The sequence below is a fragment of the Kitasatospora sp. NPDC101176 genome (genome assembly GCF_044768035.1).
Classification (GTDB): domain Bacteria; phylum Actinomycetota; class Actinomycetes; order Streptomycetales; family Streptomycetaceae; genus Kitasatospora.
Genome location: NZ_JBIWPA010000006.1, coordinates 1 through 25,617, shown reverse-complemented (window position 1 = coordinate 25,617; position 25,617 = coordinate 1). Strand labels below are relative to the sequence as shown.

Sequence of the window (25,617 nt, the reverse complement as noted above, 5' to 3'; positions counted from 1 at the left end):
CGGCGCCGTCCGGTGCGGCGGCCGGTCCGCGGAACCCTTGCGCGGCGTGCGGCCCGGCCGGGCCGTCCCGGGTCTAGGGGGTCTGCAGCGTGCCGAGGGTGACGTCGGCCGTCTGGCTCTTGCCGTCCCGGGTGTAGGTGACGGTGACCTTGCTGCCGGGGGTGAGCGAGGCGAGCGCGGTGGTGAGCGCGTTCAGCGAGTCGATCGGGGTGTCCCCGATCCTGGTGATGACGTCACCGGGCTGCAGCCCCGCCGCGGCGGCCGGGCCACCCGGGGTGACCGCCACGATGACCGCGCCGGCCGGCTGGAACTGCTGGTCGAAGCTGGTCCGGGCGGTGATGCCGAGCGCGGCCCGGCCGGAGTTGGTGACCTTGCCCTGCTTGATCAGCTGGTCGGCGATGCTGGTGACGGTCGAGGCCGGGATGGCGAAGCCGATGCCGGGCGCGGCCGCGCCGCTGGCCTCGGGCTCGGTGGCCGCGAGGGTGTTGATGCCGATCACCTGGCTGGCCAGGTTGACCAGCGCGCCGCCGCTGTTGCCCGGGTTGATGGCCGCCGAGGTCTGCACCATGTTGCCGATGGTGGCGCCGGGCGATCCCGAGCCCTGGGGCTCGGAGACGGTCCGCGCGGTGGCCGAGACGATGCCCTCGGTGACGCTGCTGGCGAGGCCGAGCGGGCTGCCCATGGCGAGGGTGATCTGGCCGAGCTGCACCTTGCGGGAGTCGCCGAAGACGGCCGGCTTGAGGCCCCCGGGCGAGCCGTTCAGCTTGATCACCGCGAGGTCGGACTCGGGGTAGCTGCCGACCAGGGTGGCGTCCAGCGACTTGGTGCTGTTGGCGAGGGTGACGGTGAAGGTGGTCGCGGTACCGACCACGTGGGCGTTGGTGACGATGTCGCCGGCGGTGTCGTAGACGATCCCGGAGCCGAGGCTGTCGCCGGTGGTGATCTGCACCACCGAGGGCAGCACGTCGGCGATCACCTTCTGGTAGGAGTCCTGCAGCTGGTCGCCAGCGCCGGGGAGCTGCCCGGACGACCCGGAGGCCGACCCGGCCGGGGACGGACCGGAGGGCGAGCCGGTCCCCGCGGAGGAGGGCGAGGACGAGGAGGAGCCGCTGCTGCACGCGGCCAGCGCCAGGGCGGTCAGCACGGCCACCGCACCCGGCGCCAGCGCCCGGCGGCGGCCGGCCCCGACGACGGCCGCCCGGACCGCGGTGCGAACGGCGGTGCGACGGGCCTTGGGCCCGGTCGGCCGCGGTCCGGCCGGCAGCGGGCGGGTGTGTTCCTTCTTTCGGCTCACCTGGCTGCCTCCGATCCGTCACGGCGCTGAGAGCACGGAAATCTTTGTCAGCATTTCACCGATTTGTCCGAATCCCTGGCCCGACGCGCCCGCCATTCGAAGGAATCCGAACGCCCTAGGATTCTGGGCATGACTTGGTTGATCACCGGCGGTGCCGGATACATCGGCGGGCACGTCGTCCGCCAGCTGCTCGACGCCGGTGAGCGCGTCGCGGTCCTCGACGACCTCAGCACCGGCGACGCCTCCCGCCTCCCGGAGGGCGTCGCCCTGGTGAAGGGCTCCACCCTGGACCGGGCCGCCCTGGACGCCGCCATCCGCGAGCACGCGGTCGAGGGCATCCTGCACTTCGCCGCCAAGAAGCAGGTCGGCGAGTCGGTCGAGCAGCCGTTCTTCTACTACCGCGAGAACGTCATCGGCCTGCAGACCGTCCTGGAGGCCGCCGCCGAGGGCGGGGTCAAGCGGTTCCTGTTCTCCTCGTCCGCCGCCGTCTACGGCATGCCGGACGTCGACCTGGTCACCGAGTCCACCCCCTGCGCGCCGATGAGCCCGTACGGCGAGACCAAGCTCGCCGGCGAGTGGCTGGTCGCCGCCGCCGGGAAGGCGTACGGCATGTCCACCGTGGCGCTGCGCTACTTCAACGTGGCCGGCGCGGCCTCCCCCGAGCTCTCCGACGCCGGGGTCTTCAACCTGATCCCGATGGTCTTCGAGCGGCTCACCGCCGGTCAGGCGCCGCGGATCTTCGGCGGCGACTACCCCACCCCGGACGGCACCTGCGTCCGCGACTTCATCCACGTCTCCGACATCGCCTCGGCGCACGTCGCGGCCGCCAAGCGGCTGGCCGCCGACCCGGCCGGCGAGACCGCGCTGGTGCTCAACATCGGCCGCGGCGAGGGCGTCAGCGTCAAGGAGATGCTGGAGGTGATCGGCGAGGTCACCGGCTACGACACCACCGCCGAGGTGACCCCGCGCCGCCCCGGCGACCCGGCCCGGGTGGTGGCCTCCGCCGACCTGATCCGGCGCGAGCTGGGCTGGAACGCCCGCCACGGCGTGACGGAGATGGTCTCCTCCGCGTGGGAGGGCTGGTGCAGCCGCCACCCCGAGGCCCGCAAGGCCTGACGCAGGGCCCCGGGACGGGCCCGACCTGACGTCCTCCACCGCGGCGGGGGGGGGCCGGCCCCCCCCCCCCGCCCCCCCCGGGGGGGGGGGGGCCCCCCCCCCCCCCCCCGCGCCCGTCTCAGCGGGCCGGGACGGCCGTCCCGTAGAAGGCGTCCAGCGCGTACACGCAGCGGTCCTTGGAGCCGACGAAGACCCGCCCGCCGACCGCCACCGGGGACCCGGTCAGCTCGCCCTTGGTCCCCAGCTCCCAGCGCAGCTGACCGCTCGCCAGGTCGAGGGTGTGCAGCGAGTGGTCCCGGCTGCCCAGGTGGACCAGGCCGTCCGCCACCGCCGGTGCCCCGACGATCTCCCCGCGCGCGGTGTAGCGCCAGCGTTCCCGGCCGGTGGCCGCCTCGAAGGCGTACAGCACCTCGCCGCTGCCGACCAGCACCATGCCGTCCCCGACCACCACCGGCTCGGCGCCCTGCCGGCTGCCGGTGACCCCGCGCCAGCGGTCCCGGCCGGTGGCCGCGTCCAGCGCGTAGACCGTGCCCAGGTAGTCGGCGACGTAGACCGCGTCGGCGTCCAGGGCGGGCGGGGTGAAGAGCACCACCGGGGCCTCGAAGCGCCAGCGCTCGACCCCGCTGGCCGCGTCCAGCGCGTACACCCGGGTACCGGCCGTCACGTAGAGCACGCCGCCGCGCTCGACCGGGTGCGAGGGCACGTCCTCGCCGACCGGGAAGGACCAGCGCAGGCCCGCGCCGCGCGGGTCGATGCAGCGCAGCCGCCCGGCGCCGTAGTAGTAGGCCGCGCCGGCCACCAGGACCGGGCCGGACTGCGGGTTCTCGTAGTCCTGCTGGGCGTCGTCGGCGCGCCACAGCTCGCCGCCGTTGGCCGCGGAGCGCAGCTGGACGCCGCCGCCCCGGATGCCGCAGCAGAGCACCCCGTCGGCGGCGGAGAGCGAGTAGACCCAGCCGTCCAGCGAGGTGCGCCAGCGCTCGGTGCCGTCCGCGACGTCCACCGTGTACAGGTGGGGGCCGTCGGCGGCGTGCACCCGGCCGGCGTGCACCGCGAGCGCCCAGGCGACGTCACGGGTCTTGTAGCGGCGCTCGCCGGAGCCGATGTCCAGCGCGTGCACCTCGAAGCTGGAGACGAAGAGCGTGCCGTCGGCGACCACCGGGGTGCCCCAGACGTCGTTGGACATCCGGAAGCGCCAGGGGCGCCAGCGGGCGGCCGGCGCGGGCGCCGGCGGCGGCGTCGGGGTGGCCCGGCGGACCCAGTCGGTCTCGGCCGGGGCCGTTCCCGGGCCGGTCTGCTCGTGCTCGGCCCGGGGGCCGGGGCCTATCCGCACCGAGGCGCCGGACAGCTGCACCTCGACGGCCCCGCCGCCGGGCGCCCGGTGCTTGTTCGGGGAGGCGATCTTCGCGGTCGGGATCTCGCCGTCGGCGGCCCGGCCGGGCTGCGGTCCGGCGTGCACCGGCCCGGCCGGCGGCAGGTGCCGCCCGCCCGGGTGGGTCCGCGGGTCGTCCAGGCCGGGGCGCTGCGGCGGCACCTGCCGGTGCGGCTGCGGCGGCTGGTGCGACGGCTGCTGGGGGCCGCCCCGCAGCGGCTCCGGGGGCTGCGGCGGGCCGACCGGCGGCTGCCCGCCGCGGGGCGGCGGGGCCGGCTGGCGGCGGCCGCGCTTGCGCTCGATCAGCTCCAGCGCGTTGGCCGGGAGCCAGTCGCCGGCCTCGCCGGAGGCGTCGTCGCGGGAGAACAGGTGCGGGGCCAGCTCCGTCTGGATCTGCGCCGGGGTGGGCCGGTGCTCGGGCGAGGGCCGCATGCAGGCGCGGACCAGGTCCATCAGCTCGGGCGGCATCCCGGACAGGTCGGGTTCCTCGCGCAGCAGCTGGAACACCGTCTCGACCGGGTTGGAGCCGCGGTACGGCGGGTGCCCGGTGGCGCAGAAGACCATCAGCGAGCCGAGCGAGAAGACGTCGCTCGCGCCCCGGACGTTCCGGCTGTCCCGGGCCTGCTCGGGGGACATGTAGGCGGGGGTGCCGACCGCGACGTTGGTCATGGTGAGCCGGGTGCTGGAGACGCCGGACGCGATGCCGAAGTCGATCACCTTCGGGCCGTCCTCGACCACCAGCACGTTGGACGGCTTGAGGTCGCGGTGGATCAGCCCGGCCGCGTGGATGGACTGCAGCGCCTCGGCGATGCCCGCGACCAGCCAGCGGGTGGCGTCCACCGGCAGCGGCCCGCACTCCTCGACCAGGTCCTCCAGGGAGGGGGCCGGGATGTACGCGGTGGCCAGCCAGGGCACCCGGGCGTCCGCGTCGGCGTCCACCACGGCCGCGGTGTAGAAGCCGCCGACCGTCTTGGCGGCCTCGATCTCCCGCGCGAAGCGGACGCGGAACAGCTCGTCCTCGGCCAGCTCCCCCCGGACGGTCTTGATGGCCACCCTTCGACCGGAGGCGGAGCGCGCCAGGTAGACCAGCCCCATCCCACCCGCGCCGAGCCGCCCCAGCACCTCGAAGGGCCCGATCCGCCTCGGATCGTGCGCCGTCAGCTGGTCCACTCCGCTGCCACCTCCCCGTTTTCCGCACCCGCCGCGTGGTGCCGGACCCGATTCTCCAACGCCGCCCGCTGCAACTCCAACCTCCCCCGCCCGGGGCGGCCGGCCGCCCCGTGGCGGCCGCCGTCCGGTCACCGGTGACGGAACGGCCGGATTCTGACGCCCGCTCCGGCCGCGGCTTGCGTCCGGCCCCGCGGACACCCCCTCCCGGTACGGATCTCCCGGGACCGGACGTCGTCACGCTCTGTCACTCGACCACCCCTCAGCGGACTCGCCGTCACGCTATGGGGTCAAAAGCACACGGGGGGGCTTCAAACAGCGCCCCGGGGGCCGGGTGAATATCCGTCCGAAGCGGTTCATGCCCCTATAGCAACCCCCCGTGCGGAGTAATAGTCGCATCACCGAATCGCGCCAAGATCGTGCCACGGTAAGCTGACGGCATGACAGGACAAGTTCGCACCGTCGACGGTCGCGTCGCCGGGCGACGCGGACAGGAGACGCGGCAGAAGCTGCTCGACTGCCTCCGCGAGATGCTCAGCACGTCGCCGTATCGGGACGTCAAGGTCATCGACGTCGCCCGTATGGCGGGTACCTCCCCCGCGACCTTCTACCAGTACTTCCCGGATGTCGAGGGCGCTGTCCTCGAAATCGCCGAGGAAATGGCCAAGGACGCCGACACCCTCAAAGAGCTGGTGGCCGGAAAGTCCTGGGCAGGGAAGTCCGGCCCGACCACTTCGGAAGAACTGGTCGACGGATTCCTCGCCTTCTGGCGCAAGAACGACGCCATTCTCCGAGTGGTCACGCTCGGTGCCGCCGAAGGGGACAAGCGGTTCTTCAAGATCCGCATGACCGTCCTCAACGCGGTCGCCAAGCCACTCGCGGAGGCCGTCAAGGAACTCCAGGCGAAGGGTCAGGCCGACAAGTCGCTCGACCCGAACGCCGTAGCCGGGGCCCTGGTCTCGCTGCTCGCCTCGGCGGCCGAGCACCAGAAGGCCTTCACCTCCTGGGGCGTCAAGGTCAAGGACCTCAAGCCCAACCTCGCTCCCCTGGTGTACCTGGGCGTCACCGGCAAGAAGCCGCCCAAGTAGACCGTCCGCCCGACAGATCATCCGCTCCGCGCGCAGTCCCGGCCTCCTGTCCGGGGACCGACGGACGGCGGCCGTGTCCTCGGGGGAGGTCCGCCGACGTACCGCAAGCGCGCCAGACATGCCGGTGGGCGGGCACCCCTCACACAGGGTGCCCGCCCACCGGCATGTCGCGCGGGGCCGGCCCGGGGTCGGAAGACAGCCCCTACGGGCAGCGCACGACCTGCCCCGCGTAGGCGAGGCCGCCGCCGAAGCCGAACAGCAGGACCGGGTCGCCCGGGCTCAGCTCGCCGCGCTCGACGAGCTTGGAGAAGGCCAGCGGGATGGAGGCCGCCGAGGTGTTGCCGGAGTCGACCACGTCCCGGGCCACCACGGCGTCGGCGAGGCCCAGCTTGCCCGCGATCGCGTCGATGATCCGCAGGTTGGCCTGGTGCGGCACGAAGCCCTTCAGCTCCGACGGGTCGATCCCGGCCCGCTCGCAGGCCTGGCGGGCCAGCGGGGCGAGCTGCGTGGTGGCCCAGCGGAACACCGACTGGCCCTGCTGGCTGATCACCGGGTCCCAGCCGGTGATGACGACGGCGTCGCCCTTCTCCGGCTCCGAGCCCCAGACCACCGGCCCGATGCCGGGCTCGGCGCCCTCCTCCTGGGCCTCGACCACCGCGGCGCCGGCGCCGTCGCCGAAGATCACGCAGGTGGTGCGGTCGGTCCAGTCGAGCGTGTCGGACATCCGCTCGGCGCCGATGACCAGGGCGCGCCGCGCCGCACCGGCCCGGATCGCGTGGTCGGCGGTGGCGAGGGCGTACGAGAAGCCGGAGCAGACGGTGTTGATGTCGTAGGCGGCGGGCGCCCGGACGCCGAGCCTGGCGGCGACCGCGGCCGCCGTGTTGGGGCTGCGCTCGATCGCGGTGCAGGTGGCGACCACGACCAGGTCGATCTCCTCGGCCGTGCGGCCGCTGTTGGCGAGCGCCTTCTGTGCCGCCTCGGTGGCGAGGTCGACCAGGGTCTCGCCCTCGGCGACGTGCCGGGTTCTGACGCCCACCCGGCTGCGGATCCACTCGTCGTTGGTGTCGACGAGCGCCTCCAGGTCGTCGTTGGTGAGGACCTTGGGGGGCTGGTAGTGGCCTAGTGCCACAATGCGCGAACCGCTCATACTGCCATGGAACCGGGTTACTCACTGGTCAGCGGGGCGCGACCGGCTACAAGGTCCGCCCCCGCGATCTGTAGGGGACTGACAAGGGGCGTTGCGGCGCCTGACCTCTGCTCCGGGCCGTCACCGGCACCGCGGCGGGGGGCGGGCGCCCGGAGGGCCCCCGGGCCGGCTCAGGCGGCCAGCGAGGTGGCGTCCCCCATCACGATCACCGGGTGGGCCGCCGGGTCCAGGGTGCGGATCAGCTCGGCCATCTTGTCCTCCGGGATGGAGACGCAGCCGTGGGTGGGGCCGTCGTGGTCGACGTGGATCCAGATGCCGCCGCCCTTCTTGGCGCCCATCGGGCGGCGCGGGTCGAGCGGGGAGTTGCCGGGGACGCGGTTGTAGTTGATCGCGACCACGTAGTCGAAGGAGCCGGCCAGCTGGTCCCCGAAGAAGCCGGTCCCGGAGACCACGAAGCTCGGGTCCTTGTCGTACGGGAGCTTGCTGCCGGGGTCGGCGTTGCGGCCGCCGGCGTCGGTGAGCGAGAAGACGCCGATCGGGCTGCGTAGGTCGCCCTCGCTGTGGTCGGTGGTCCAGCCGTTCTTGCCGTTGTGGCCCTGCCAGGTCTCGCCGGCCAGCCAGCGGCCCTCCGGGGTGCGGGTCCAGAGGGTGACGCTGTTCTTGTCGGTGCCCTTGTCCTGACCGGAGGCGACCACGACCTGGGTGGTCTCGGCGGGGATCTTCGCGGTGAACGAAGCGCCGAGGCCGGGTATCGCGGCGACCGAGGCGTCCGCGCGGGCCTGGCTGCGGGCGGCGGCGGGGTCGGTGTTCTGCCGGTCGGCGGCGGCCTGGGCGGCGGCCGGCTGGGCGGCGGCCACACCCGGTGACGGCTGGTCGGGCGTGCTGACGCCCTCCGGGCCGGGGCCGTCGGCGGCGGTGACGCCGGGCTTGGCGCCCTCCTGGCCGACGGTGTACCAGCCGGCGGCGGCCGCGACCAGCAGCGCCGTACCGGCCATCACGGCCTTGCCGTGTCGTTTCTGCTTGGCCTTGCGACGCCGGCCCCGGGCGGCCGCCCGGGAGCCCGCGGGGGCCTCGGCGGCGAGCGGAACGGACACCGGTCCGAGGGAGAGGTCCGCCGGCGGGGCCGACTCCGGTGCGGGGAAGGACTCCGCCGGGTGCACCGGCTCCGTCCCGGCGAAGGGCTCCGACAGGTACACCGGTTCCGGGTCGTAGCCCGCGCCGTACGGCGCCTCGTAACCGGCCTCGTACGCCGCCTCGTAGCCGCTCTGCTGGCCGTAGCCCGGCCCGGCGCCGTACGCGTACTGCTGGGCGGTGCCGGCCGGCGCCGCGTGGCCGGCCGGGTGGGGCCGGAACGGCTGGTCGTAGGCCTCGAAGTAGCCGTCCTGCGGGTTGGGCCGGTAGTCGCCGTGGCCCTGCTGAACCGGCTGCTGGTACGCCCCGTAGTCCTGGTGGGAGGGCTGTGGCGCCTCGTACACCGGCTCCGGCATCGGCTCGTACGACGGGTACGCGGTGGCGCGATGTGAACCGGACATACGGTCGATCCTGCCAAACGCCGTACCCGTTGGTAAACCCGGGGCGCGTGCGGAGGCGGTGAAGAAGCCGCCGCCCCGGCCGTGGAACGGCCGGGGCGGCGGGGGTGGGGCACGGTCAGAGACGCATCGCCTGCGGGGTCTCGCGGCGCGTCAGGTCCGGTCCGTCGTACTCGCGGATGACCTCGTAGCGGGTGTTCCGCTCCACCGGGCGGAAGCCGGCGTCGCGGATCAGGTCGAGCAGGTCGTCGCGGCCGAGCTTGTTCGGGGTGCCGAAGTTGTCCGCGTCGTGGGTGATCTTGTACTCGACCACCGAGCCGTCCATGTCGTCGGCGCCGTGGCTGAGCGCCAGCTGGGCGGTGGTCACGCCGTGCATCACCCAGAACACCTTGACGTGCGGGACGTTGTCGAAGAGCAGCCGGGAGACGGCGAAGGTCTTCAGGGCCTCGGCGCCGGTGGCCATCTCGGTACGGGCCATCAGCTTGTTGCGCACGACGCCGTCCTTGGAGTCGTGGAAGTCGTGCTGGTAGCGCAGCGGGATGAACACCTGGAAGCCGCCGGTCTCGTCCTGCAGCTCGCGCAGCCGCAGCACGTGGTCCACCCGGTGGCGGGGCTCCTCGATGTGCCCGTACAGCATGGTGCAGGGCGTCTTGAGTCCCTTGGCGTGCGCGAGGCGGTGGATCCGCGACCAGTCCTCCCAGTGGGTGTCGTGGTCGACGATGTGCTGGCGGACCTCCCAGTCGAAGATCTCCGCGCCGCCGCCGGTCAGCGACTCCAGACCGGCGTCGATCAGCTCGTCCAGGATCTCGTCCGCGGACAGACCGCTGATCTTCTCGAACCAGTGGATCTCGGTCGCGGTGAAGGCCTTCAGCGAGACGTTCGGCAGGGCCGCCTTGAGCTCCCGCAGCGAGCGCGGGTAGTAGCGCCAGGGCAGCGTCGGGTGCAGGCCGTTGACGATGTGCAGCTCGGTGAGGGAGTCGCTCTCCATCGCCTTGGCGAGCCGGACGGCCTCCTCGATGCGCATCGTGTACGCGTCCTTCTCGCCCGGCTTGCGCTGGAACGAGCAGTACGCGCAGGACGCGCTGCACACGTTGGTCATGTTGAGGTGGCGGTTGACGTTGAAGTGGACGACGTCGCCGTTCTTCCGCGTCCGCACGTGGTGGGCCAGGCCACCCAGCCAGGCCAGGTCGTCGCTCTCGTAGAGCGCGATCCCGTCCTCGCGGGTCAGCCGCTCACCCGCGTAGACCTTCGCCTCCAGCTCGCGCTTGAGCCCTGCGTCCATGCGGTGCCCCGCCTCCTCCGACTTCGGTTCCTTGCCGGAACGAGCGTACGTCACGTGACGGCCGCAGCTCCGGGCCGCTCCGACCGCGGGACGACGCGTCTCACCGCGGCGCTCCGCCGGCCCGGGGATCAGGTCGAGAGCAGCTCCGCGAGCAGGGCGGGCTCGATGTTGCCGCCGCTGACCACGGCGGCCACCGTCCGGCCCCCGGTCTCGTCGGCTCGGTGGAAGTAGGCCGCCGGGGCGACCGCGCCGGAGGGCTCGGCGACCAGCCGGCCGCGGCGGGCCAGCAGGGCGACGGTGGCCCGGATCTCGTCCTCGGTGACGGTGACGATGTCGTCCACGTACGCGGTCAGGTGCTCGAAGGGCAGCTCGCCGACCGACGGGGTGCGCAGCCCGTCCGCGATGGTGCGGTAGGTGTCGGCGACCGGCCAGGCGAGCCGGCGCCCGGCCCGCAGACTGGCCCGGGCGTCGGCGGCCAGCTCCGGCTCGACGCCGACCACCCGGACACCCGGACGGGTGAGCTTGAGCGCGGCCGCCGTCCCGGAGATCAGGCCGCCGCCGCTGACCGGCACCAGCACGGTGTCCAGGCCGGCCGGGGCGTCCTCGGCGATCTCCAGGCCGACCGTGCCCTGGCCCGCGATGATGTACGGGTCGTCGTACGGCGGCACCCAGACGTAGCCGTGCCGCTCGGCGAGCTCGCCGGGCACGGTGTCCCGCTCCTCCGGCGACACCAGGAGCACCTCGGCGCCGAACCCGCGGGTGTACTCCACCTTCACGGCCGGGGAGGTGTCCGGCATCACGATGACGGCCTTGATCCCGAGCAGTGCCGCCGCGTAGGCGACGGCCTGCGCGTGGTTGCCGCTGGACTGCGCGACCACGCCGCGGGCCCGCTCGTCCTCGGTGAGCGCGGCCAGCCGGTTGTAGGCGCCACGGGTCTTGAAGGCGCCGGTCGGCTGGAGGTTCTCGGGCTTGAGCCACAGGCTGCGCCCGCCGTCGGCCGCCCAGGGGGCGGGGACCAGCGGGGTGCGCACGGCCACCCCCGCGATCCGCTGCCGGGCCGCGCGCAGCTCCTCCAGTCCGACCAGTGCCATGACGTCACTCTCCTTCTGGGGGGAGGTCGCTCACCCGGTTCTCCCACTTGGTGGAGAGTACGACGGTGGTCCGGGTGCGGGCCACGCCCTTCGTGCCGGAGATCCGCTTCACCACGGACTCCAGGCCGGCCACGTCGGCCACCCGGACCTTGAGCATGTACGAGTCGTCACCCGCGATGAACCAGCAGTCCTCGACCTCGTTGAGGTCCTTCAGCCGGAACGCGACGTCCTCGTGGTCGGCCGCGTCGGTCAGCTGGAGGCCGATCAGGGCCGTCACCCCGAAGCCGAGCGAGGCCGGGTTGACCGTCGCGCGGTAGCCGGTGATCACGCCGGCCTGCTCGAGGCGGTTGATCCGGTCCGTGACGCTCGGGCCGGAGAGGCCGACCAGCCGGCCCAGCTCGGCGTAGGACGCCCGTCCGTTCTCCCGGAGCGCCTGGATGAGCTGTCTGTCCACCGTGTCCATATACCGTCCGCGTCCTTCCGAACCTCACCAGACCCACAGATCATTATCCGGATTCAAAGGCGCCATGCGCGGAACAACCCGGGTATCGCAGAGAAGATACTCTCCCGCCTTCGGTCTCCTCACTCCCCCTCAGCCGACGCGCTGCCGTTCCCGCCGGCCCGGCGGGCCGCCGCTCCCAACTCCCCTTCCCAGCGCAGGTACAGGGAATGCGGTACGCCGACCGCGTCCAGTACCCGGCCGGCCACGAAATCGACGAGTTCGCGCACGGTGGAGCCGCCGGCGTAGAAACCGGGCGAGGCGGGCAGGACCACGGCGCCCTGCGCGTCGAGTTCCACCAGGTGTTTCAACGTCACCCCGTTGAGTGGTGTCTCGCGCACGCAGACGACCAGCGGGCGGCGCTCCTTGAGGGTGACGCTCGCCACCCGCTGCAGCAGGTCCTTGCTCAGGCCGAGCGCGATCCCGGCCACCGCGCCGGTGGTCGCCGGTACCACCAGCATGCCCCTGGCCGGGTAGGAGCCGCTGGACGGGCCGGCCGCGAAGTCCCCGGCGGGCCAGTAGCGGACGTCGTCCAGGAGGCCCGCCCGGTCCTCGTCGAGGCCCAGCCAGGCGGCCAGGTCGGTGCGCCAGTGGGCGTCCCGGAAGGAGATGCCGGTCTCGTCGAGGATGGTGAGCCGGGCGGCCCGGCTGACGATCAGGTCCACCGGCTCCCCGGCGTCGAGCAGGGCCCGGATCACCGAGGCCGCGTACGGCGTCCCCGACGCGCCCGAGACCCCGACCACCCACGGCTGACGCTTCGCTGTTCCCATGGCCCCTTTCTATCCGGCCGCACCCGCCCCGGCCGCATCCGCGGGCGCCCCTGGGAGGATGGGCGCATGGCAGCGACCCTCGTCGACCTCACCCATCAGGTGACCACCGCGATGCCGGTCTACCCCGGCGACCCGACCGTCCTGCTGGAGCCGGCGCTCACCACCGCCACGGCCGGGGTGAACGTGCTGGCCCTGCACCTGGGCTCGCAGTCCGGGACGCACGTGGACGCGCCGTACCACGTGGACGTCACCTGGCCGACCCTGGACGGGCTCCCGCTGGAGCGGTTCACCGGCCCGGCGGTGCTCGCCGACCTGCGCGGGCTGGAGCCGCGGGCGGCCGTCACCCCCGACCTGCTGGCGCCCGCGCTGGAGCGGGTCGGCGAGGGGTCCGTCCTGCTGCTGGCCACCGGGTGGGCCCGGCACTGGGGCACCGACGCCTACCTGGCCCACCCCGCCCTGACGCCGGAGGCCGCCGGGGCGATCGTCGCCGCCGGGGTGCGGACCGTCGGGGTCGACGCGCTGAGCGTCGACCCCACCCCCGACCCGGGCCCGGGCGACCCGGCGGTGGCGGCGCTGCTCGCGGACCTCGCCGACGAGCACGACCGGCCCGCCGACGAGCCGACCCTCGCCGCGCACCGCGTGCTGCTGGGGGCGCCCGGCGGCGGGGTGATCGCGGAGAACCTGACAGACCTGCGGCCGCTGCTGGCCGCCCAGGAGGCCGGTCTGCCGGTGGAGGTGTCGCTGTTCCCGCTGCGCCTGGTGGCGGCGGACGGCGCGCCGGTCCGGGCGGTGGCCCGGCTGGGCTGAGACGCCGCCGGCCGCACCCCCCAACGGACTTGGTCTAGACCATCCCCCGGCGCCGCCGCTACGCTGTCCGGCCATGGCTGAGATCATCGGAGTGATCGAGCGACTCTGGCGCTACCCCGTGAAGTCCACCGGCGGCGAGCGGCTCGACTCCGTCGAGGTGGACGAGCGCGGCCTCGCCGGCGACCGCCTCTACGCCGTCCGCGACGGCGACGGCAGACTCGGTTCGGGCAAGAGCACCCGCCGGTTCCGCCGGATGGACGGCCTGCTCCGCCTCTCCGCCCGCCTCGGCCACCGGATCGACGGACCCGAGCTGTTCGACCCGCTCGGACGCCCGGTCACCGAGCCCGGCGCGTTCCTCCGGGCCTACCTCCAGCGCGAGGACGTCGAGCTGGCCCGCGAGGACGCCGTCTCGCACTTCGACCAGCTGCCGGTCAGCGTGCTCACCACCGCCACCCTGGACTGGGTCCGCGAGGCCGTCCCGTTCACCGCGGTCGACGAACGGCGGTTCCGCCCCAACATCGTGCTGCGGACCCCGCCCGGCACCCCGCCGTTCGTCGAGGACGGCTGGTTCGGCCGGGAGGGGCTCGGCGGCGCCGGGGTGCGGCTGGGCTTCGTCCGGTCCAGCGAGCGCTGCGCGATGACCGGCGCCCCGCAGCCCGGGCTGCCGCACGCACCCGAGATCCTCAAGGCCCTCGTGCACGCCCACGACGGCCGGCTCGACGCGCTGGCCGAGGTCGCCTCCCCGGGGCGGCTGAGCGTCGGCGACGAGCTGTCGCTGCACTGAGACCACCCCGAGCGGGCACGGAACCGCAGGTCAGGGCCCTCTCCAGGATTCCCGGAAAAATCTTCGATCTTCCCTGCAACCCCCGCGGGCCCCGCACGTCTATGGGAGTGAGCGGCGGGGAAGCCCGCCGGGCCGGACTGCGGGTGACGCCGGGGGCACCACCCCCGAACCTCGCGTCCGGCACCTACCGAGCTTGCCGGCCGGCGACGGAACGCCGACGGTGCAACACCCTGGGGGTATTCAGAATGTCCGTCGTGCGCGCACGCCGCTCCGGCTCCACCGTCCTCACCGCCGCCACCCTCGGCGTGCTGCTGGCCACCGGGACCGTGGTCGCCTCCCCGGCCGCCTACGCCGCCGACGCCCCGGCCGCGGTCACCGCCCCGGCCGAGCCGGCCGCCACCCCGGCCGCCGAGCCGGCCGCCGCGGCCGCCGCCGCCACGGAGAAGCCCGCCGACAAGCCCGCCGCCAAGACCGCCGAGGCCGGCAAGCCCGCGCTGACCGTCAACGCCCCCGTGTCCATCGGCCACGGCGGCGAGCCCGTCGAGTTCACCGAGACCGTCACCAACCCCGGCGACGCCGCGGCCTCGTACACCCTGAGGGTCGACGCGAGCAGCCCCGCCGCCCCCGCCAAGGGCATCACCGTCGACTACCGCGACGCCGACGGCACCTGGAAGCCCCTCGGCTCCGGCGGGGAGGTCCCCGGGCTGACCGTCGCCGCCGGCGCCACCCGGACGGTCCGGCTGCGCCTGGCCACCCCGCTCCACAACGCCTGGGGCAACCAGGACGCGCCCGTCACGCTCCGCTCCGCCGTCCTGGACCAGGCGAAGGCCGTCCTCGCCGAGAACACCGCGGAGGTCGTGGCCAAGGCCCTCACCCTGCAGGTCAAGGGCGCGCCGACGAGCGCCGTCGCCGGCGGTGCGCCGGTCGAGTTCGACGTCACCGTCACCAACCCCAGCGCGTCCGGCTACACCGGCGTCTCCAAGGTCGTGGAGGCCACCCGGAACAGCACCTTCCAGGTGCAGAAGGCCGACGGCGGCTGGGAGACCGTCACCGGCACCCCGCAGGACAACGGCCGGGTCCTCTACCACCTCACCGAGGACCGGACCCTCGCCGCCGGCGCCTCCTTCACCAAGCACGTCCGCATCGCCTTCACCGCCGACGCCGCGCCCGGCACCGAGTACATCCACCCGTGGGCCATGCTCGGCGAGGGCGGCGCGTTCATGCCCCTCGTCATCGGCCCCCAGTTCGTCGCGGTCGACGTCACCGCCGCCCCGGTCGCCGCCAAGCCCTCGCTGACCGTCCAGGAGCCGGCCTCGATCGGCAACGGCGGCCGTCCGGTGGAGTTCACCGAGACCGTCACCAACCCGGGCGGCACCGACGCCTCGTTCACGCTGAAGCTGAAGGCCAGCAACCAGTGGGCCCGCTCGAAGGACCGCATCACCCTCGAGTACCGCGACGCCGACGGCACCTGGAAGCCCGTGACGCTGAACTTCGCGCTGGGCGACAAGACCGTCGACTTCTCCGGGGAGATCCCGGGCGTGACGGTCGCCGCCGGCGCCAGCAGGACCCTCCAGCTGCGCCTCGCCGCCCCGCTCAACAACGACTGGGCCAGCCAGAGCAGCACCGTCAAGCTCTACTCCGCGATCGCGGACTCCGCGAACACCGTCGTCGCCGAGAGCACCAAGGACGTGGCGCTGAAGGCCCTCACCGTGCAGGTCAAGAACGCGCCGACCAGTGCCGTCATCGGCGGCGCCCCGGTCGAGTTCGACGTCACCGCGACCAACCCCAGTGCCTCCGCCTACGACGACGCCTCCCTGGTGGTGCAGGCCGACCAGCAGAGCACCCTCCAGGTGCAGAAGGCCGACGGCAGCTGGCAGGACGTCACCGGCACCCCGAGCCGCCAGTCGACCGGCCCGCTGACCTACCACCTCACCGACGGCAAGGACCTGGCGGCCGGAGCATCCGTCACCAAGCACGTCCGGCTGGCGTTCACCGCCGGTGCCGCGATCGGCGCGTCCTACGTCCACGGGGTGGTCATCCTCGGCGAGGGCGGCCCGTACATGCCCGCGTCCATCGGCCCGCAGGGATTCCGGGTCGACCTCTCCACCGCGCCCGGCACCGGCAGCGCCGTCAAGGCCGGCTTCACCGCCGCCTCCGCGGACGACGCCGCCACCACCGGTACCGACGCCACCACGGGCACCATCGCCGGCACCGCCCGGCTGGCGGGCGGCGAGCTCGCGCACACCGGGTCGGACGGCGTCCTCACGACCGCCGCGGGCGCCGCCGCCCTGCTCGTCAGCGGCCTCGGCGCGCTCTTCGCCGCGCGCCGCCGCCGCAGCGCCTGACCGCCTCCGCACAGCCCGCGGCCCCACCCGGGCCCCGGCTCCCCGGCCCCGGCGGGCCCCGCAGGCGCGCCGTAGACGATGACGCATGGACGGGAGACCCGTGCGCATTGGGCCTCTCATGCGGCTCGCCTACCGTCGAGGCATGACGGAGAAGCGAACTGACGATGTGACGTCCGTCCTGGTGATCGGCGCCACCGGGGCGGTCGGCCGCCACCTGGTGCTGCAGCTCGCGGCCGCCGGGGTGCGGGTCCGGGCCCTGACCCGGCGCGGCGACCGGGCGCGGCAGCGCGGACACGTCCAGGGGGACCTGCTCGATCCGGATTCGCTGCGGGCCGCCGCGCGCGGCATCGACGCGGCCTTCCTGGCCTGGCCCCTCCCGACCGCCGAGGGCGCGGCCGGGGCGGTGGCGGCCCTGGCCGGCGAGGTCGGGCGGGTGGTGCAGCTCTCCTCGGCCGCCGTCCGGGACGCGCCGGGGGCGGGCCCGCGGGGGCCGGCCGGGGAGGTCGAGGCGCTCCTCGCGGGCAGCGGGGTGCGGCACACCGCGCTGCGGCCGTACGGCTTCGCGGCGGACGCGCTGCGGTGGGCGGAGGAGATCAGGACCGGCGGTGCCGTGCAGGGCTACGGCGGTGCGGCCGGGCTCCACCCGGTCGACGAGCGGGACGTCGCGGCGGTCGCCGTCCGCGCCCTGCTCGACGACGGCCACGACGGCGCCCGCCACCTGCTCACCGGCCCCGGGGCGCCGACCCAGGCGGAGCAGGTGCGGATCATCGGGGAGGCCGCCGGCCGCCCGGCGCGGTGGGAGGAGGTCCCCCGCGGGACGGCCCGCCGGCGCATGCTCGCCGCCGGCCGGCCCCCGGCGGAGGCCGACGCCGCGCTGGACCTCGTCCAGGCCCGCCTCACCGACCCGGATCCGGTCACCACGACCGTCCGGGACGTCACCGGCCGGCCCGCCCGGAGCTTCCGCACCTGGGCCGCCGACCACGCCGCGCTGTTCCGGTGAGCCGCCCCGTCCCGGCGGCCGCCCGGCGGGGCGTCAGACGCCGAGTCCGCGGACGACCAGGTCCACCAGGGCGAAGAAGAACAGCGAGATGCCCACGAAGCCGTTGGTCTGGAAGAACGCCCGGTTGAGCCGCGACAGGTCGTTCGGCTTGACGATGGTGTGCTCGTACAGGAACGCGCCCACCACCACGACCAGACCGATCCAGAAGGCCGGTCCGGCGTGCGTCAGGACCCCGAACCAGCCCAGCAGGAGCGTGGTGACGAGGTGGCACGCCCGTGCGCCGCGGATCGCGGCCGGGACGCCGAAGCGGGCCGGGACCGACCGCACGTTGCCGTGGCGGTCGGACTCGACGTCCTGGCAGGCGTAGATCAGGTCGAAGCCGCCGATCCAGACGCCGACCGCCACGCCGAGGACCACCGCGTCCCAGGACCAGCGGCCCGTCACCGCGAGCCAGGCGCCGACCGGCCCCATCGCCTGGGCCAGACCGAGGATGGCCTGCGGGAAGTCGGTGAACCGCTTGCCGTACGGGTAGACGACCATCGGCACCACGGCCACCGGCGCGAGCGCCAGGCAGAGCGGGTTGAGCAGCGCCGCCGCCCCGAGGAACACCACCAGCGCCACGGCCGAGCCGATGTACGCGGTCCTCAGCGAGACGGCCCCGGTGACCAGTTCGCGGGAGGCCGTGCGCGGGTTCCGGGCGTCGATCTCGCGGTCGATGATCCGGTTGGCGGCCATCGCGAAGGTGCGCAGGCCGACCATGCAGACGGTGACGACGAACAGCTGGCCCCAGTGCACCCGCTTGTCGGCGAGGAACATGGCCGTCAGCGCGGCGATGTAGGCGAAGGGCAGGGCGAAGACCGAGTGCTCGATCATCACCAGGCGCAGGAAGGCCTTCGTGCGCCCGGGGGTCTCGACGGCGGCGGTGCTCACAGCCCGTACTCCTTCCAGCGACGCGACACCAGTGCGGCCGTGGCCGGGTCCGAGGAGACCATCTCCGGCCAGCCGCCGTCCCGGGTGTAGCCCTCCTCGGGAAGCTTGCGGGTCGCGTCGATGCCCGCCTTCCCGCCCCAGAACTGCTGGTACGAGGCGTGGTCGAGGTGGTCGACCGGGCCCTCGACCACGGTGAGGTCGCGGCTGTAGTCGACGTTGCCGAAGGCCCGCCAGGCGACCTCCTGGTAGTCGTGCACGTCGCAGTCGGAGTCCACCACGATGATCAGCTTGGTCAGCGACATCATGTGGGCGCCCCAGATGGCGTGCATCGTCTTCTGGGCGTGCTTGGGGTACTTCTTGTCGATCGAGACGATCACGCAGTTGTGGAAGCCGCCGGCCTCGGGCAGGTCGTAGTCGACGATGTCCGGGATGATGATCTTCAGCAGCGGCAGGAAGAAGCGCTCGGTGAACTTGCCCAGCGGGCCGTCCTCGGTCGGCGGGCGGCCGACCACGATGGACTGCAGGAGCGGCCGGCGGCGCATCGTCACGCAGTCGATCGTCAGGGCCGGGAACGGCTCCTGCGGGGTGTAGAAGCCGGTGTGGTCGCCGAACGGGCCCTCGGGGAGCATCTCGCCGGGCTCCAGCCAGCCCTCCAGGACCACCTCGGCGTCGGCCGGGACCTGCAGCGGGACCGTCTTGCAGTCGACCATCCGCACCCGCTCACCGGCGACGAACCCGGCGAACAGGTACTCGTCGATGTCCCCGGGCAGCGGCGCGGTGGCCGCGTAGGTGACGGCCGGCGGGCAGCCGAAGGCGATCGCGACGGGCAGCCGTTCGCCCCGCTTCGCGGCCTTCGCGGCGTGGTTGTGGCTGTCCTTGTGGATCTGCCAGTGCATGCCGATGGTGCGCCGGTCGTGCCGCTGGAGCCGGTAGAGGCCCAGGTTGCGGACGCCGCTGTCCGGGTCCTTGGTGTGGGTGAGCCCGAGGTTGAAGAAGGACCCGCCGTCCTGCGGCCAGGTGAAGAGGGCGGGCAGCGCGTCCAGGTCGACGTCGTCACCGGTGAGCACGACCTCCTGGACCGGGGCGTCCTTCACGTTGCGGGGCGGCACGTGCGCCATCGAGGCGAGCTTGCCGAAGGCGTCCCGGAAGCCGGTGAAGCCCTGCGGGAGCTCGGGCTTGAGCAGTCCGGCGATCTTCTCGGAGATGTCGTCGGGGCCCTTGAGGCCGAGGGCCTTGGCGAGGCGCCGCTCGGTGCCGAAGACGTTCATCGCGAGGGGCATCGAGGAGCCCTTGACGTTCTCGAAGAGCAGCGCGGGGCCCTTCGCCTTCTGGACCCGGTCGACGATCTCGCCGATCTCCAGGTGCGGGTCCACCTCTGCCTTGATGCGCTTGAGGTCCCCTTCGCGGTCGAGTGCCCGGAGGAAGGAGCGGAGATCGTCGTATGCCATGCCTGTCAGTATCCGCCACCGGATAGCCTGGCTCCGTCAAGGGCCCCGGGAAGGCGCCCGTCGCCACCGCCGCCGGGGGAGACAGCCACCGTGCTGAGGATTCTTCTGACCATCGTCCTTCCGCTCGCACTCTGGGTGTGGGCCTTCATCGACTGCCTGACCACGCCCGAGGACGGGGTGAAGCACCTCCCCAAGCCGGTCTGGGTACTGGTGGTGCTGCTGTTCCCGCCGGTCGGCCCGATCGCCTGGCTGGTGGCCGGGAAGCAGCGCCGTCCGCTGCTCGCGGGGCCGTACGACGGGGATGCGGGCGGCCCCGAGCGGTCGGCCCCGCGCGGCGGCCGGCCGCTCGCCCCGGACGACGACCCCGATTTCCTCGCCTCGTTGAAGAAGAGCGACAAGGAGCACGAGGAGATGCTGAAGCGCTGGGAGGCCGATCTCCGCCGCCGCGAGCAGGAGCTGCGCAACGACGACGAGCCCGGCGACGGCCGCAGGAGCTGATCGCGCAGGCCCGGCCGCTACCTCGGACAGCCCACCCGGAACGTTCCGGGTGGGCTGGAGTGTTTTTGGCGCTTCCCTACGACCGGGAGCCCCCTAGCACGGATCGGGGCCGCCTCCGCACCCGACTTGAGCGGAGCTTGAGCGAGGCCCAAGTCGGCCGCCCTACATTACTGAGCGACGGCCCTGACCTGCGCTTTTCTTCACGCTCAGATCATCGGACCATCATCTGCCCGACAACCCCCGGTATTCGAACGGACACCGAGCGCTCCGGCTTCGCCCCCGCCGCTTCTGTGCAGGCCTGACATCTAAACGGACCCGACCTTGTACGGAATCGACGCCGAAACCAACGCACGGCCCCTCGTACAGTCATAAGTGAAGAAAGTGATTCGCAGCCGGGGGCACAGCAGACGTTGGCTGTCGGACAGTTCCCTCACCCTTGGAGTGGTTCGAGATGACGGTTGTGCATGAGGCGCCGGTGGGCGGCGAGGTCCCCGAGGTCCCGGCCGACGCCCGCGGGCGCGTCGCCGAGCTGCACGAGCTCCGCGAGAAGGTGCGTCGCGGCCCCAGCGAGAAGGCCACCGAGGCCCAGCACGCGAAGGGCAAGCTGACCGCCCGCGAGCGCATCGAGCTGCTGCTGGACGAGGGCTCCTTCCGCGAGGTCGAGCCGCTGCGCCGGCACCGCGCCCAGGGCTTCGGCCTGGAGGCCAAGAAGCCGCACACCGACGGCGTCATCGTCGGCTGGGGCACCGTGCACGGCCGGACCGTCTTCACCTATGCGCACGACTTCCGGATCTTCGGCGGCGCGCTGGGCGAGGCCCACGCGCAGAAGATCCACAAGATCATGGACATGGCCATCGCGGCCGGTGCGCCGCTGGTCTCGCTCAACGACGGCGCCGGCGCCCGCATCCAGGAGGGCGTCACCGCCCTCGCCGGCTACGGCGGCATCTTCCAGCGCAACACCCGCGCCTCGGGCGTCATCCCGCAGATCTCGGTGATGCTCGGCCCGTGCGCCGGCGGCGCCGCGTACTCCCCCGCGCTGACCGACTTCGTGTTCATGGTCCGCGAGACCTCGCAGATGTTCATCACCGGCCCGGACGTCGTCCAGGCGGTGACCGGCGAGAAGATCAGCCAGAACGGCCTCGGCGGCGCCGACGTCCACGCGGGCGTCTCCGGCGTCTCGCACTTCGTCTACGACGACGAGCAGTCCTGCATCGAGGAGGTCCGCTACCTCCTGTCGCTGCTGCCGCAGAACAACCGCGAGATGCCGCCGACCGTCCTCAACGACGACCCGGTCGACCGCCGCAACGAGTCCCTGCTCGACCTGGTGCCGGCCGACGGCAACCGCCCGTACGACATGCGCAAGGTCATCGAGGAGATCGTCGACCACGGCGAGTACCTCGAGGTCCACGAGCGCTGGGCCACCAACGTGCTGTGCGTGCTGGCGCGGGTCGACGGCCACGTCACCGGCATCATCGCCAACCAGCCGCAGTCGCTGGCCGGCGTGCTCGACATCAACGCCAGCGAGAAGGCCGCGCGCTTCGTCCAGATGTGCGACGCCTTCAACATCCCACTGGTCACCATGCTCGACGTGCCGGGCTTCCTGCCCGGTGTCGACCAGGAGCACGACGGCATCATCCGGCACGGCGCCAAGCTGCTGTACGCGTACTGCAACGCCACCGTGCCGCGCATCCAGCTGATCCTGCGCAAGGCCTACGGCGGCGCGTACATCGTGATGGACTCCCGCTCCATCGGCGCCGACCTCTCCTACGCCTGGCCGACCAACGAGATCGCCGTCATGGGCGCCGAGGGCGCCGCCAACGTGATCTTCCGCCGCGACATCAACGGCGCCGAGGACCCGGACGCCATGCGGGCCCAGAAGATCAAGGAGTACAAGAGCGAGCTGATGCACCCGTACTACGCGGCCGAGCGCGGCCTCGTGGACGACGTCATCGACCCCGCCGAGACCCGCCAGGTGGTCGCCTCCGCCCTGGCGATGCTCCGCACGAAGCACGCCGACCTGCCGAGCCGCAAGCACGGCAACCCGCCGATGTAGCGTCCGCGCCGAGCGCGGTCCCGCAGCACGCACGTCCGAGCGACACCACACCACAGACACCGGGGGAGAAACCAGAAAATGACCGCTTCCGCCGAACCCCTCGTCCGCATCGTCCGCGGCTCCCTCTCCGACGAGGAGCTGGCCGCCCTCACCGCCGTGCTGATGGCGCGCGCCGCCGCCGCGCAGCAGGCCGGCGCGGCCGCCCTGGTCGAGCCGATCGCCACCTGGCAGCGGCTGGACCGCCGCCCGGCCTACTACTCGCCGGTCAGCTGGCAGCAGGCCGCCTGACGGCCCACGGCACCGCCGACGGCCGGTCACCCCACCCGGGTGGCCGGCCGTCGCCCCTTTCCGGCGGCCTCCGGGGCCGTGCCACCGGGGGTCGGTTCCGCCCCGAACGGGCTCGGTAGAATACCTACTGGACGGTATGCGGCCCGCCGCCCCGCCGGCCCCCATAGGATCGGCCGCTGCCGAGCTACCAGAACTATCCAGGGAGGCTGCGATGGCCAGGCAGGCCCGCGCGCTGGCGACCCGCCAGGCGGTACTCCTCGCGGCGGCCGAGGTCTTCGACGAGCGGGGCTACGCAGCCGCCACCATGTCCGAGATCCTGGATCGCGCCGGCGTCACCAAGGGTGCGCTGTACTTCCACTTCCGCTCCAAGGAGGAGCTGGCACTCGCCGTCATCGAGGGTCAGGGCGCCTGGCTCGCCACCTGGCAGCCGTCCTCGGACAGCCCGGTGCAGACCCTGATCGACCTCGGGTACGCCTTCGCCCACGCCCTCCAGGACGACCCGCTGGTGCGCGGCAGCATCCGGCTGACGATCGAGCACGGCAGCTTCACCCAGCCGCAGATCGCGGCCTACCAGGGCTGGTCGGACGTCGCCCGCGGGCTGCTGGAACGCGCCCGCGACGCCGGCGACCTGCACCCGGGCGTGGACCTCGCGGCGGCCGCCGGAGTGATCACCGGGGCCGTCACCGGGATCCAGCTGAGCTCCCAGGTGCTGACCGACCGCCGGGACCTGATCCAGCGGATGGCCGACCTGTGGACGCTGGTGCTGCCCGGCCTGGTGCAGCCGCACGCGCTGGCCCGGCTGAGCGTCGCCGAGCGCGTCCCCTCCTGACGGATCGACGGCCCGGTCCCGGGCCTCACGGCCCGGCCTCCCGCCCGCCCGACGGCGCGCCGGACGGCACGGCTGCCGGCGGCGGCTCAGAGCCGGTAGCCGCCGCAGTGCTCCGCCGCCACCAGGGCCGGCAGCGCCGCCGCCCAGAGCCGCCCCACGGCCTCCGAGCACGGCCGGTCAGACTCCTCTGCGGCGAGCAGTACCTGGCCGGCCGCGACCGCGGTGAGCAGTTCGGCGGCGGCCCGCCGGTCCAGACCGGGACGCAGCTCGCCGCCCTCGGCGGCGCGGTCCAGCAGGCGCCGGACGACGGCCGTGAGGCTGCGCCAGGTGGCGTCCGTACCGGGCAGGTCGTCCGGGGTGCCGGCCCGCGGCGGGCCCTGCCGGCCGAGCCGCACGCCGGCCCGGACCAGGACGTCCTCGCGCAGCAGCCGGGCGAGTTCGTGCGAGAAGTCGATCAGGCCCTGGAGCGCCGGGTCGCCGGTGCGCAGGGCGCGCAGCGCGGCCGACCCGATCTCGCGCCCGGCCGCGGCGCGGACGCCGTCGGCGAGGGCCTGCTTGGAGACGAAGTGGAAGTAGAGGGCGCCCTTGCTGACCCCGGCCCGCCGGCTGATGTCGACCAGGCTGGCGGCTTCGAACCCGACGCTCGCGAAACTGTCCGCCGCGGCGAGCAGCACCGCCTGCCTGGTCCGCCCCGCGCGTTCCTGCTTGACCACTGGGCCCCTCCGGACTCGGCCGGGCGCGTTCCCTCCCCGCCCGGCTGCTGTCAGCGCGCCGCCGGTGGGGGGCGACGCCTCGCATGCGGACGGCACTGACCGAAACCGCATGGTTGGTATCTAATCTAGCCCCTCGACCGACCCCGCCGTCCAGCGGGGAGGACCCCCGCCCAAGGTCTGCCGTCCCCCGGGCGGGCATTACCCCAGTCCAGGGGCCGGGTAGCGTGGTTGTGCCGGGCTGCGCGGCAGGAGCCACCCCAGACGCAGAAGAGAAACCGGGTGGTCTGTATGTTTTGCCTAGCGTCCGTACCGGCCGCTCGACCGACACCCTGGAGTAGGGCCCGTCATGCCATTGATCGTAGAGCCGGACTTCCACGGTCCGTACGCCCACCCCGGTCCCGGCTACGACTTCCACGAGCGGACCGTCTCCCGCCACCTGGTGCACCGCACCTCGGTGTCGGAGGTGTTCCTGACCGGCTGGCAGGCCACCGGCCCGTACGACTTCCTCCTCGGCGCCCAGTGGCCCCGGCTGCACGGCTTCTACCGGCTGCCCGGTGACCGCTACCACGACCCGCTGCTGCTGGCCGAAACGATTCGGCAGGCCGGCCTGCTGATCGGCCACGCCGGATTCGGGGTGCCGCGCGACCACCAGTTCGTCATGGAGGACCTCTCCTACGCCCTCGCCCCGGACGGGCTGCGCACCATCGCCGTCACCGACGAACCCGCCTCGCTGATGCTGGCGGTCCGCTGCGAGGACGTCCGGATGCGGCACGGGCGGCTCGTCTCGCTGCGGGTGCACACCGAGGTCACCCGCGCCGGCCGTCCGGTCGGCCACGGCACCGGGCAGCTGCGGGTCGTCTCCCCCGCCTCGTACGCACGGCTGCGCGGCCCGGGGCCGCGGGGCGCCGTGCCGCCCGCACCGCCCGCGCCCACCGCGCCCGAGCTGGTCGGCCGCGCGCACCCCGGGGACGTCGTGCTGAGCCCGACCCTGCGCCCCGACACCTGGCTGCTGCGCACCGACGCCCGGCACCCGGTGCTCTTCGACCACGCGCTGGACCACGTGCCCGGGATGCTGATGCTGGAGGCCGCCCGGCAGGCCGCCCAGCGGCTCCGCCACCCCGAACCGGTGGTGCCGGTCGAGTTCGTCAGCTCCTTCGACCACTACATCGAGCTGGACCGGCCCTGCCTCGTCCGGGCCGTCCACGAGCAGGCGCCGGACGGGCGCCGGCTGCCCGTCCGGGTGCTGCTGGTCCAGGACGGGCGCACGGCCGCGGACTGCCGGCTGCTCACCGAGCCGATCGACGGGCCCGCCGACGGCCCCACCGACGGGCCGGCCGACCGCCCGGCGGGGCGCCCGACGGTGCCCGCCCGGCGGGAGCCCTTCGAGGACCGCCCCGCCGAGCCCGTCCTGGGCGGCCCCCGACTGCCGCTGGCCAGCTGAGCCGTGTCCGGCCCCGGCCGGACACGGCTAGGGCCAATGCCGGTGACTTAATTCGTGTCTCGCTGGCTGATCGTGACTGTTGCTGGTTGTGGTGGTGGCCAGTTGCGGTGTTGGGCGCGTTTGAGGGGC

General features: G+C 73.5%; 22 protein-coding genes. 11 read left to right on the top strand and 11 right to left on the bottom strand.

The window, feature by feature from the left end:
- Positions 1–73: 73 nt before the first annotated feature.
- Entirely contained in the window at positions 74–1,144 is a 1,071-nt protein-coding gene (locus ACIRS1_RS11665; RefSeq protein ID WP_402838953.1) for a S1C family serine protease, read from the bottom strand.
- A gap of 279 nt (positions 1,145–1,423) precedes the next feature.
- Here ACIRS1_RS11665 and galE point away from each other — a divergent pair, with 279 nt between their 5' ends.
- Positions 1,424–2,410, top strand: coding sequence for a UDP-glucose 4-epimerase GalE (gene galE / locus ACIRS1_RS11660; RefSeq protein ID WP_360219715.1), 987 nt, complete (start codon positions 1,424–1,426; stop codon positions 2,408–2,410).
- A 118-nt stretch (positions 2,411–2,528) separates the two neighbouring features.
- Here galE and ACIRS1_RS11655 read toward each other — a convergent pair whose 3' ends face one another.
- Positions 2,529–4,949, bottom strand: coding sequence for a PQQ-binding-like beta-propeller repeat protein (locus ACIRS1_RS11655; RefSeq protein ID WP_402838658.1), 2,421 nt, complete (start codon positions 4,947–4,949; stop codon positions 2,529–2,531).
- A gap of 437 nt (positions 4,950–5,386) precedes the next feature.
- Here ACIRS1_RS11655 and ACIRS1_RS11650 point away from each other — a divergent pair, with 437 nt between their 5' ends.
- A complete protein-coding gene (locus ACIRS1_RS11650) occupies positions 5,387–6,034 on the top strand; it encodes a TetR family transcriptional regulator (protein WP_030055725.1) in 648 nt (215 codons plus the stop codon).
- A gap of 202 nt (positions 6,035–6,236) precedes the next feature.
- Here the strand turns inward: ACIRS1_RS11650 and ACIRS1_RS11645 are convergent, their stop codons facing one another.
- The 6 genes from ACIRS1_RS11645 to ACIRS1_RS11620 form a co-directional block, all read right to left on the bottom strand.
- Positions 6,237–7,181: a beta-ketoacyl-ACP synthase III gene (locus ACIRS1_RS11645; RefSeq protein ID WP_360219093.1), complete on the bottom strand. Its 945-nt coding sequence runs from the start codon at positions 7,179–7,181 to the stop codon at positions 6,237–6,239.
- A gap of 170 nt (positions 7,182–7,351) precedes the next feature.
- Complete coding sequence (locus ACIRS1_RS11640) at positions 7,352–8,713, bottom strand: L,D-transpeptidase family protein (protein ID WP_402838656.1); 1,362 nt, start codon at positions 8,711–8,713, stop codon at positions 7,352–7,354.
- A gap of 115 nt (positions 8,714–8,828) precedes the next feature.
- Positions 8,829–9,992 (bottom strand): aminofutalosine synthase MqnE, encoded by a 1,164-nt coding sequence (gene mqnE, locus ACIRS1_RS11635; RefSeq protein WP_360219099.1) that lies wholly within the window; start codon positions 9,990–9,992, stop codon positions 8,829–8,831.
- Positions 9,993–10,120: 128 nt separating this feature from the next.
- Complete coding sequence (locus ACIRS1_RS11630) at positions 10,121–11,083, bottom strand: threonine/serine dehydratase (RefSeq protein WP_360219102.1); 963 nt, start codon at positions 11,081–11,083, stop codon at positions 10,121–10,123.
- Between the two features lie 4 nt (positions 11,084–11,087).
- Positions 11,088–11,546, bottom strand: coding sequence for an Lrp/AsnC family transcriptional regulator (locus tag ACIRS1_RS11625; protein ID WP_329930404.1), 459 nt, complete (start codon positions 11,544–11,546; stop codon positions 11,088–11,090).
- Between the two features lie 119 nt (positions 11,547–11,665).
- Positions 11,666–12,352 carry a UbiX family flavin prenyltransferase gene (locus ACIRS1_RS11620; protein ID WP_360219105.1) on the bottom strand — a complete coding sequence of 229 codons (687 nt, stop codon included), beginning with the start codon at positions 12,350–12,352 and terminating at the stop codon, positions 11,666–11,668.
- A 66-nt stretch (positions 12,353–12,418) separates the two neighbouring features.
- On the opposite strand from ACIRS1_RS11620, the gene ACIRS1_RS11615 reads away from it, so the two are divergent.
- The 4 genes from ACIRS1_RS11615 to ACIRS1_RS11600 all read left to right on the top strand — a co-directional run bounded on the left by ACIRS1_RS11615 (position 12,419) and on the right by ACIRS1_RS11600 (position 17,288).
- A complete protein-coding gene (locus ACIRS1_RS11615) occupies positions 12,419–13,159 on the top strand; it encodes a cyclase family protein (protein ID WP_360219108.1) in 741 nt (246 codons plus the stop codon).
- 73 nt (positions 13,160–13,232) lie between these two features.
- On the top strand, positions 13,233–13,943 hold the full coding sequence (locus ACIRS1_RS11610) for an MOSC domain-containing protein (RefSeq protein ID WP_387902125.1): 711 nt from the start codon (positions 13,233–13,235) through the stop codon (positions 13,941–13,943).
- Positions 13,944–14,197: 254 nt separating this feature from the next.
- On the top strand, positions 14,198–16,288 hold the full coding sequence (locus ACIRS1_RS11605; RefSeq protein WP_402838652.1) for an LPXTG cell wall anchor domain-containing protein: 2,091 nt from the start codon (positions 14,198–14,200) through the stop codon (positions 16,286–16,288).
- Between the two features lie 142 nt (positions 16,289–16,430).
- On the top strand, positions 16,431–17,288 hold the full coding sequence (locus ACIRS1_RS11600) for an NAD(P)H-binding protein (RefSeq protein WP_360219117.1): 858 nt from the start codon (positions 16,431–16,433) through the stop codon (positions 17,286–17,288).
- Positions 17,289–17,321: 33 nt separating this feature from the next.
- Here ACIRS1_RS11600 and mqnP read toward each other — a convergent pair whose 3' ends face one another.
- Together mqnP and ACIRS1_RS11590 are read right to left on the bottom strand one after the other, a co-directional pair.
- Complete coding sequence (gene mqnP / locus ACIRS1_RS11595; protein ID WP_360219120.1) at positions 17,322–18,218, bottom strand: menaquinone biosynthesis prenyltransferase MqnP; 897 nt, start codon at positions 18,216–18,218, stop codon at positions 17,322–17,324.
- Entirely contained in the window at positions 18,215–19,666 is a 1,452-nt protein-coding gene (locus tag ACIRS1_RS11590; protein WP_360219123.1) for a menaquinone biosynthesis decarboxylase, read from the bottom strand. The genes mqnP and ACIRS1_RS11590 overlap by 4 nt, the downstream gene beginning before the upstream one ends.
- Positions 19,667–19,756: 90 nt before the next feature.
- On the opposite strand from ACIRS1_RS11590, the gene ACIRS1_RS11585 reads away from it, so the two are divergent.
- The 4 genes from ACIRS1_RS11585 to ACIRS1_RS11570 all read left to right on the top strand — a co-directional run bounded on the left by ACIRS1_RS11585 (position 19,757) and on the right by ACIRS1_RS11570 (position 23,334).
- Positions 19,757–20,164 carry a PLD nuclease N-terminal domain-containing protein gene (locus ACIRS1_RS11585; RefSeq protein WP_360219126.1) on the top strand — a complete coding sequence of 136 codons (408 nt, stop codon included), beginning with the start codon at positions 19,757–19,759 and terminating at the stop codon, positions 20,162–20,164.
- A 451-nt stretch (positions 20,165–20,615) separates the two neighbouring features.
- Complete coding sequence (locus ACIRS1_RS11580) at positions 20,616–22,217, top strand: acyl-CoA carboxylase subunit beta (RefSeq protein ID WP_360219129.1); 1,602 nt, start codon at positions 20,616–20,618, stop codon at positions 22,215–22,217.
- A gap of 78 nt (positions 22,218–22,295) precedes the next feature.
- A complete protein-coding gene (locus ACIRS1_RS11575; protein WP_360219132.1) occupies positions 22,296–22,505 on the top strand; it encodes an acyl-CoA carboxylase subunit epsilon in 210 nt (69 codons plus the stop codon).
- Between the two features lie 211 nt (positions 22,506–22,716).
- On the top strand, positions 22,717–23,334 hold the full coding sequence (locus tag ACIRS1_RS11570) for a ScbR family autoregulator-binding transcription factor (protein ID WP_360219135.1): 618 nt from the start codon (positions 22,717–22,719) through the stop codon (positions 23,332–23,334).
- Positions 23,335–23,420: 86 nt separating this feature from the next.
- Here ACIRS1_RS11570 and ACIRS1_RS11565 read toward each other — a convergent pair whose 3' ends face one another.
- Positions 23,421–24,047, bottom strand: coding sequence for a ScbR family autoregulator-binding transcription factor (locus ACIRS1_RS11565; RefSeq protein ID WP_402838647.1), 627 nt, complete (start codon positions 24,045–24,047; stop codon positions 23,421–23,423).
- Positions 24,048–24,393: 346 nt separating this feature from the next.
- On the opposite strand from ACIRS1_RS11565, the gene ACIRS1_RS11560 reads away from it, so the two are divergent.
- Positions 24,394–25,488, top strand: a complete 1,095-nt coding sequence (locus ACIRS1_RS11560) for a ScbA/BarX family gamma-butyrolactone biosynthesis protein (protein ID WP_387902115.1) — start codon at positions 24,394–24,396, stop codon at positions 25,486–25,488.
- Positions 25,489–25,617 lie beyond the last annotated feature (129 nt).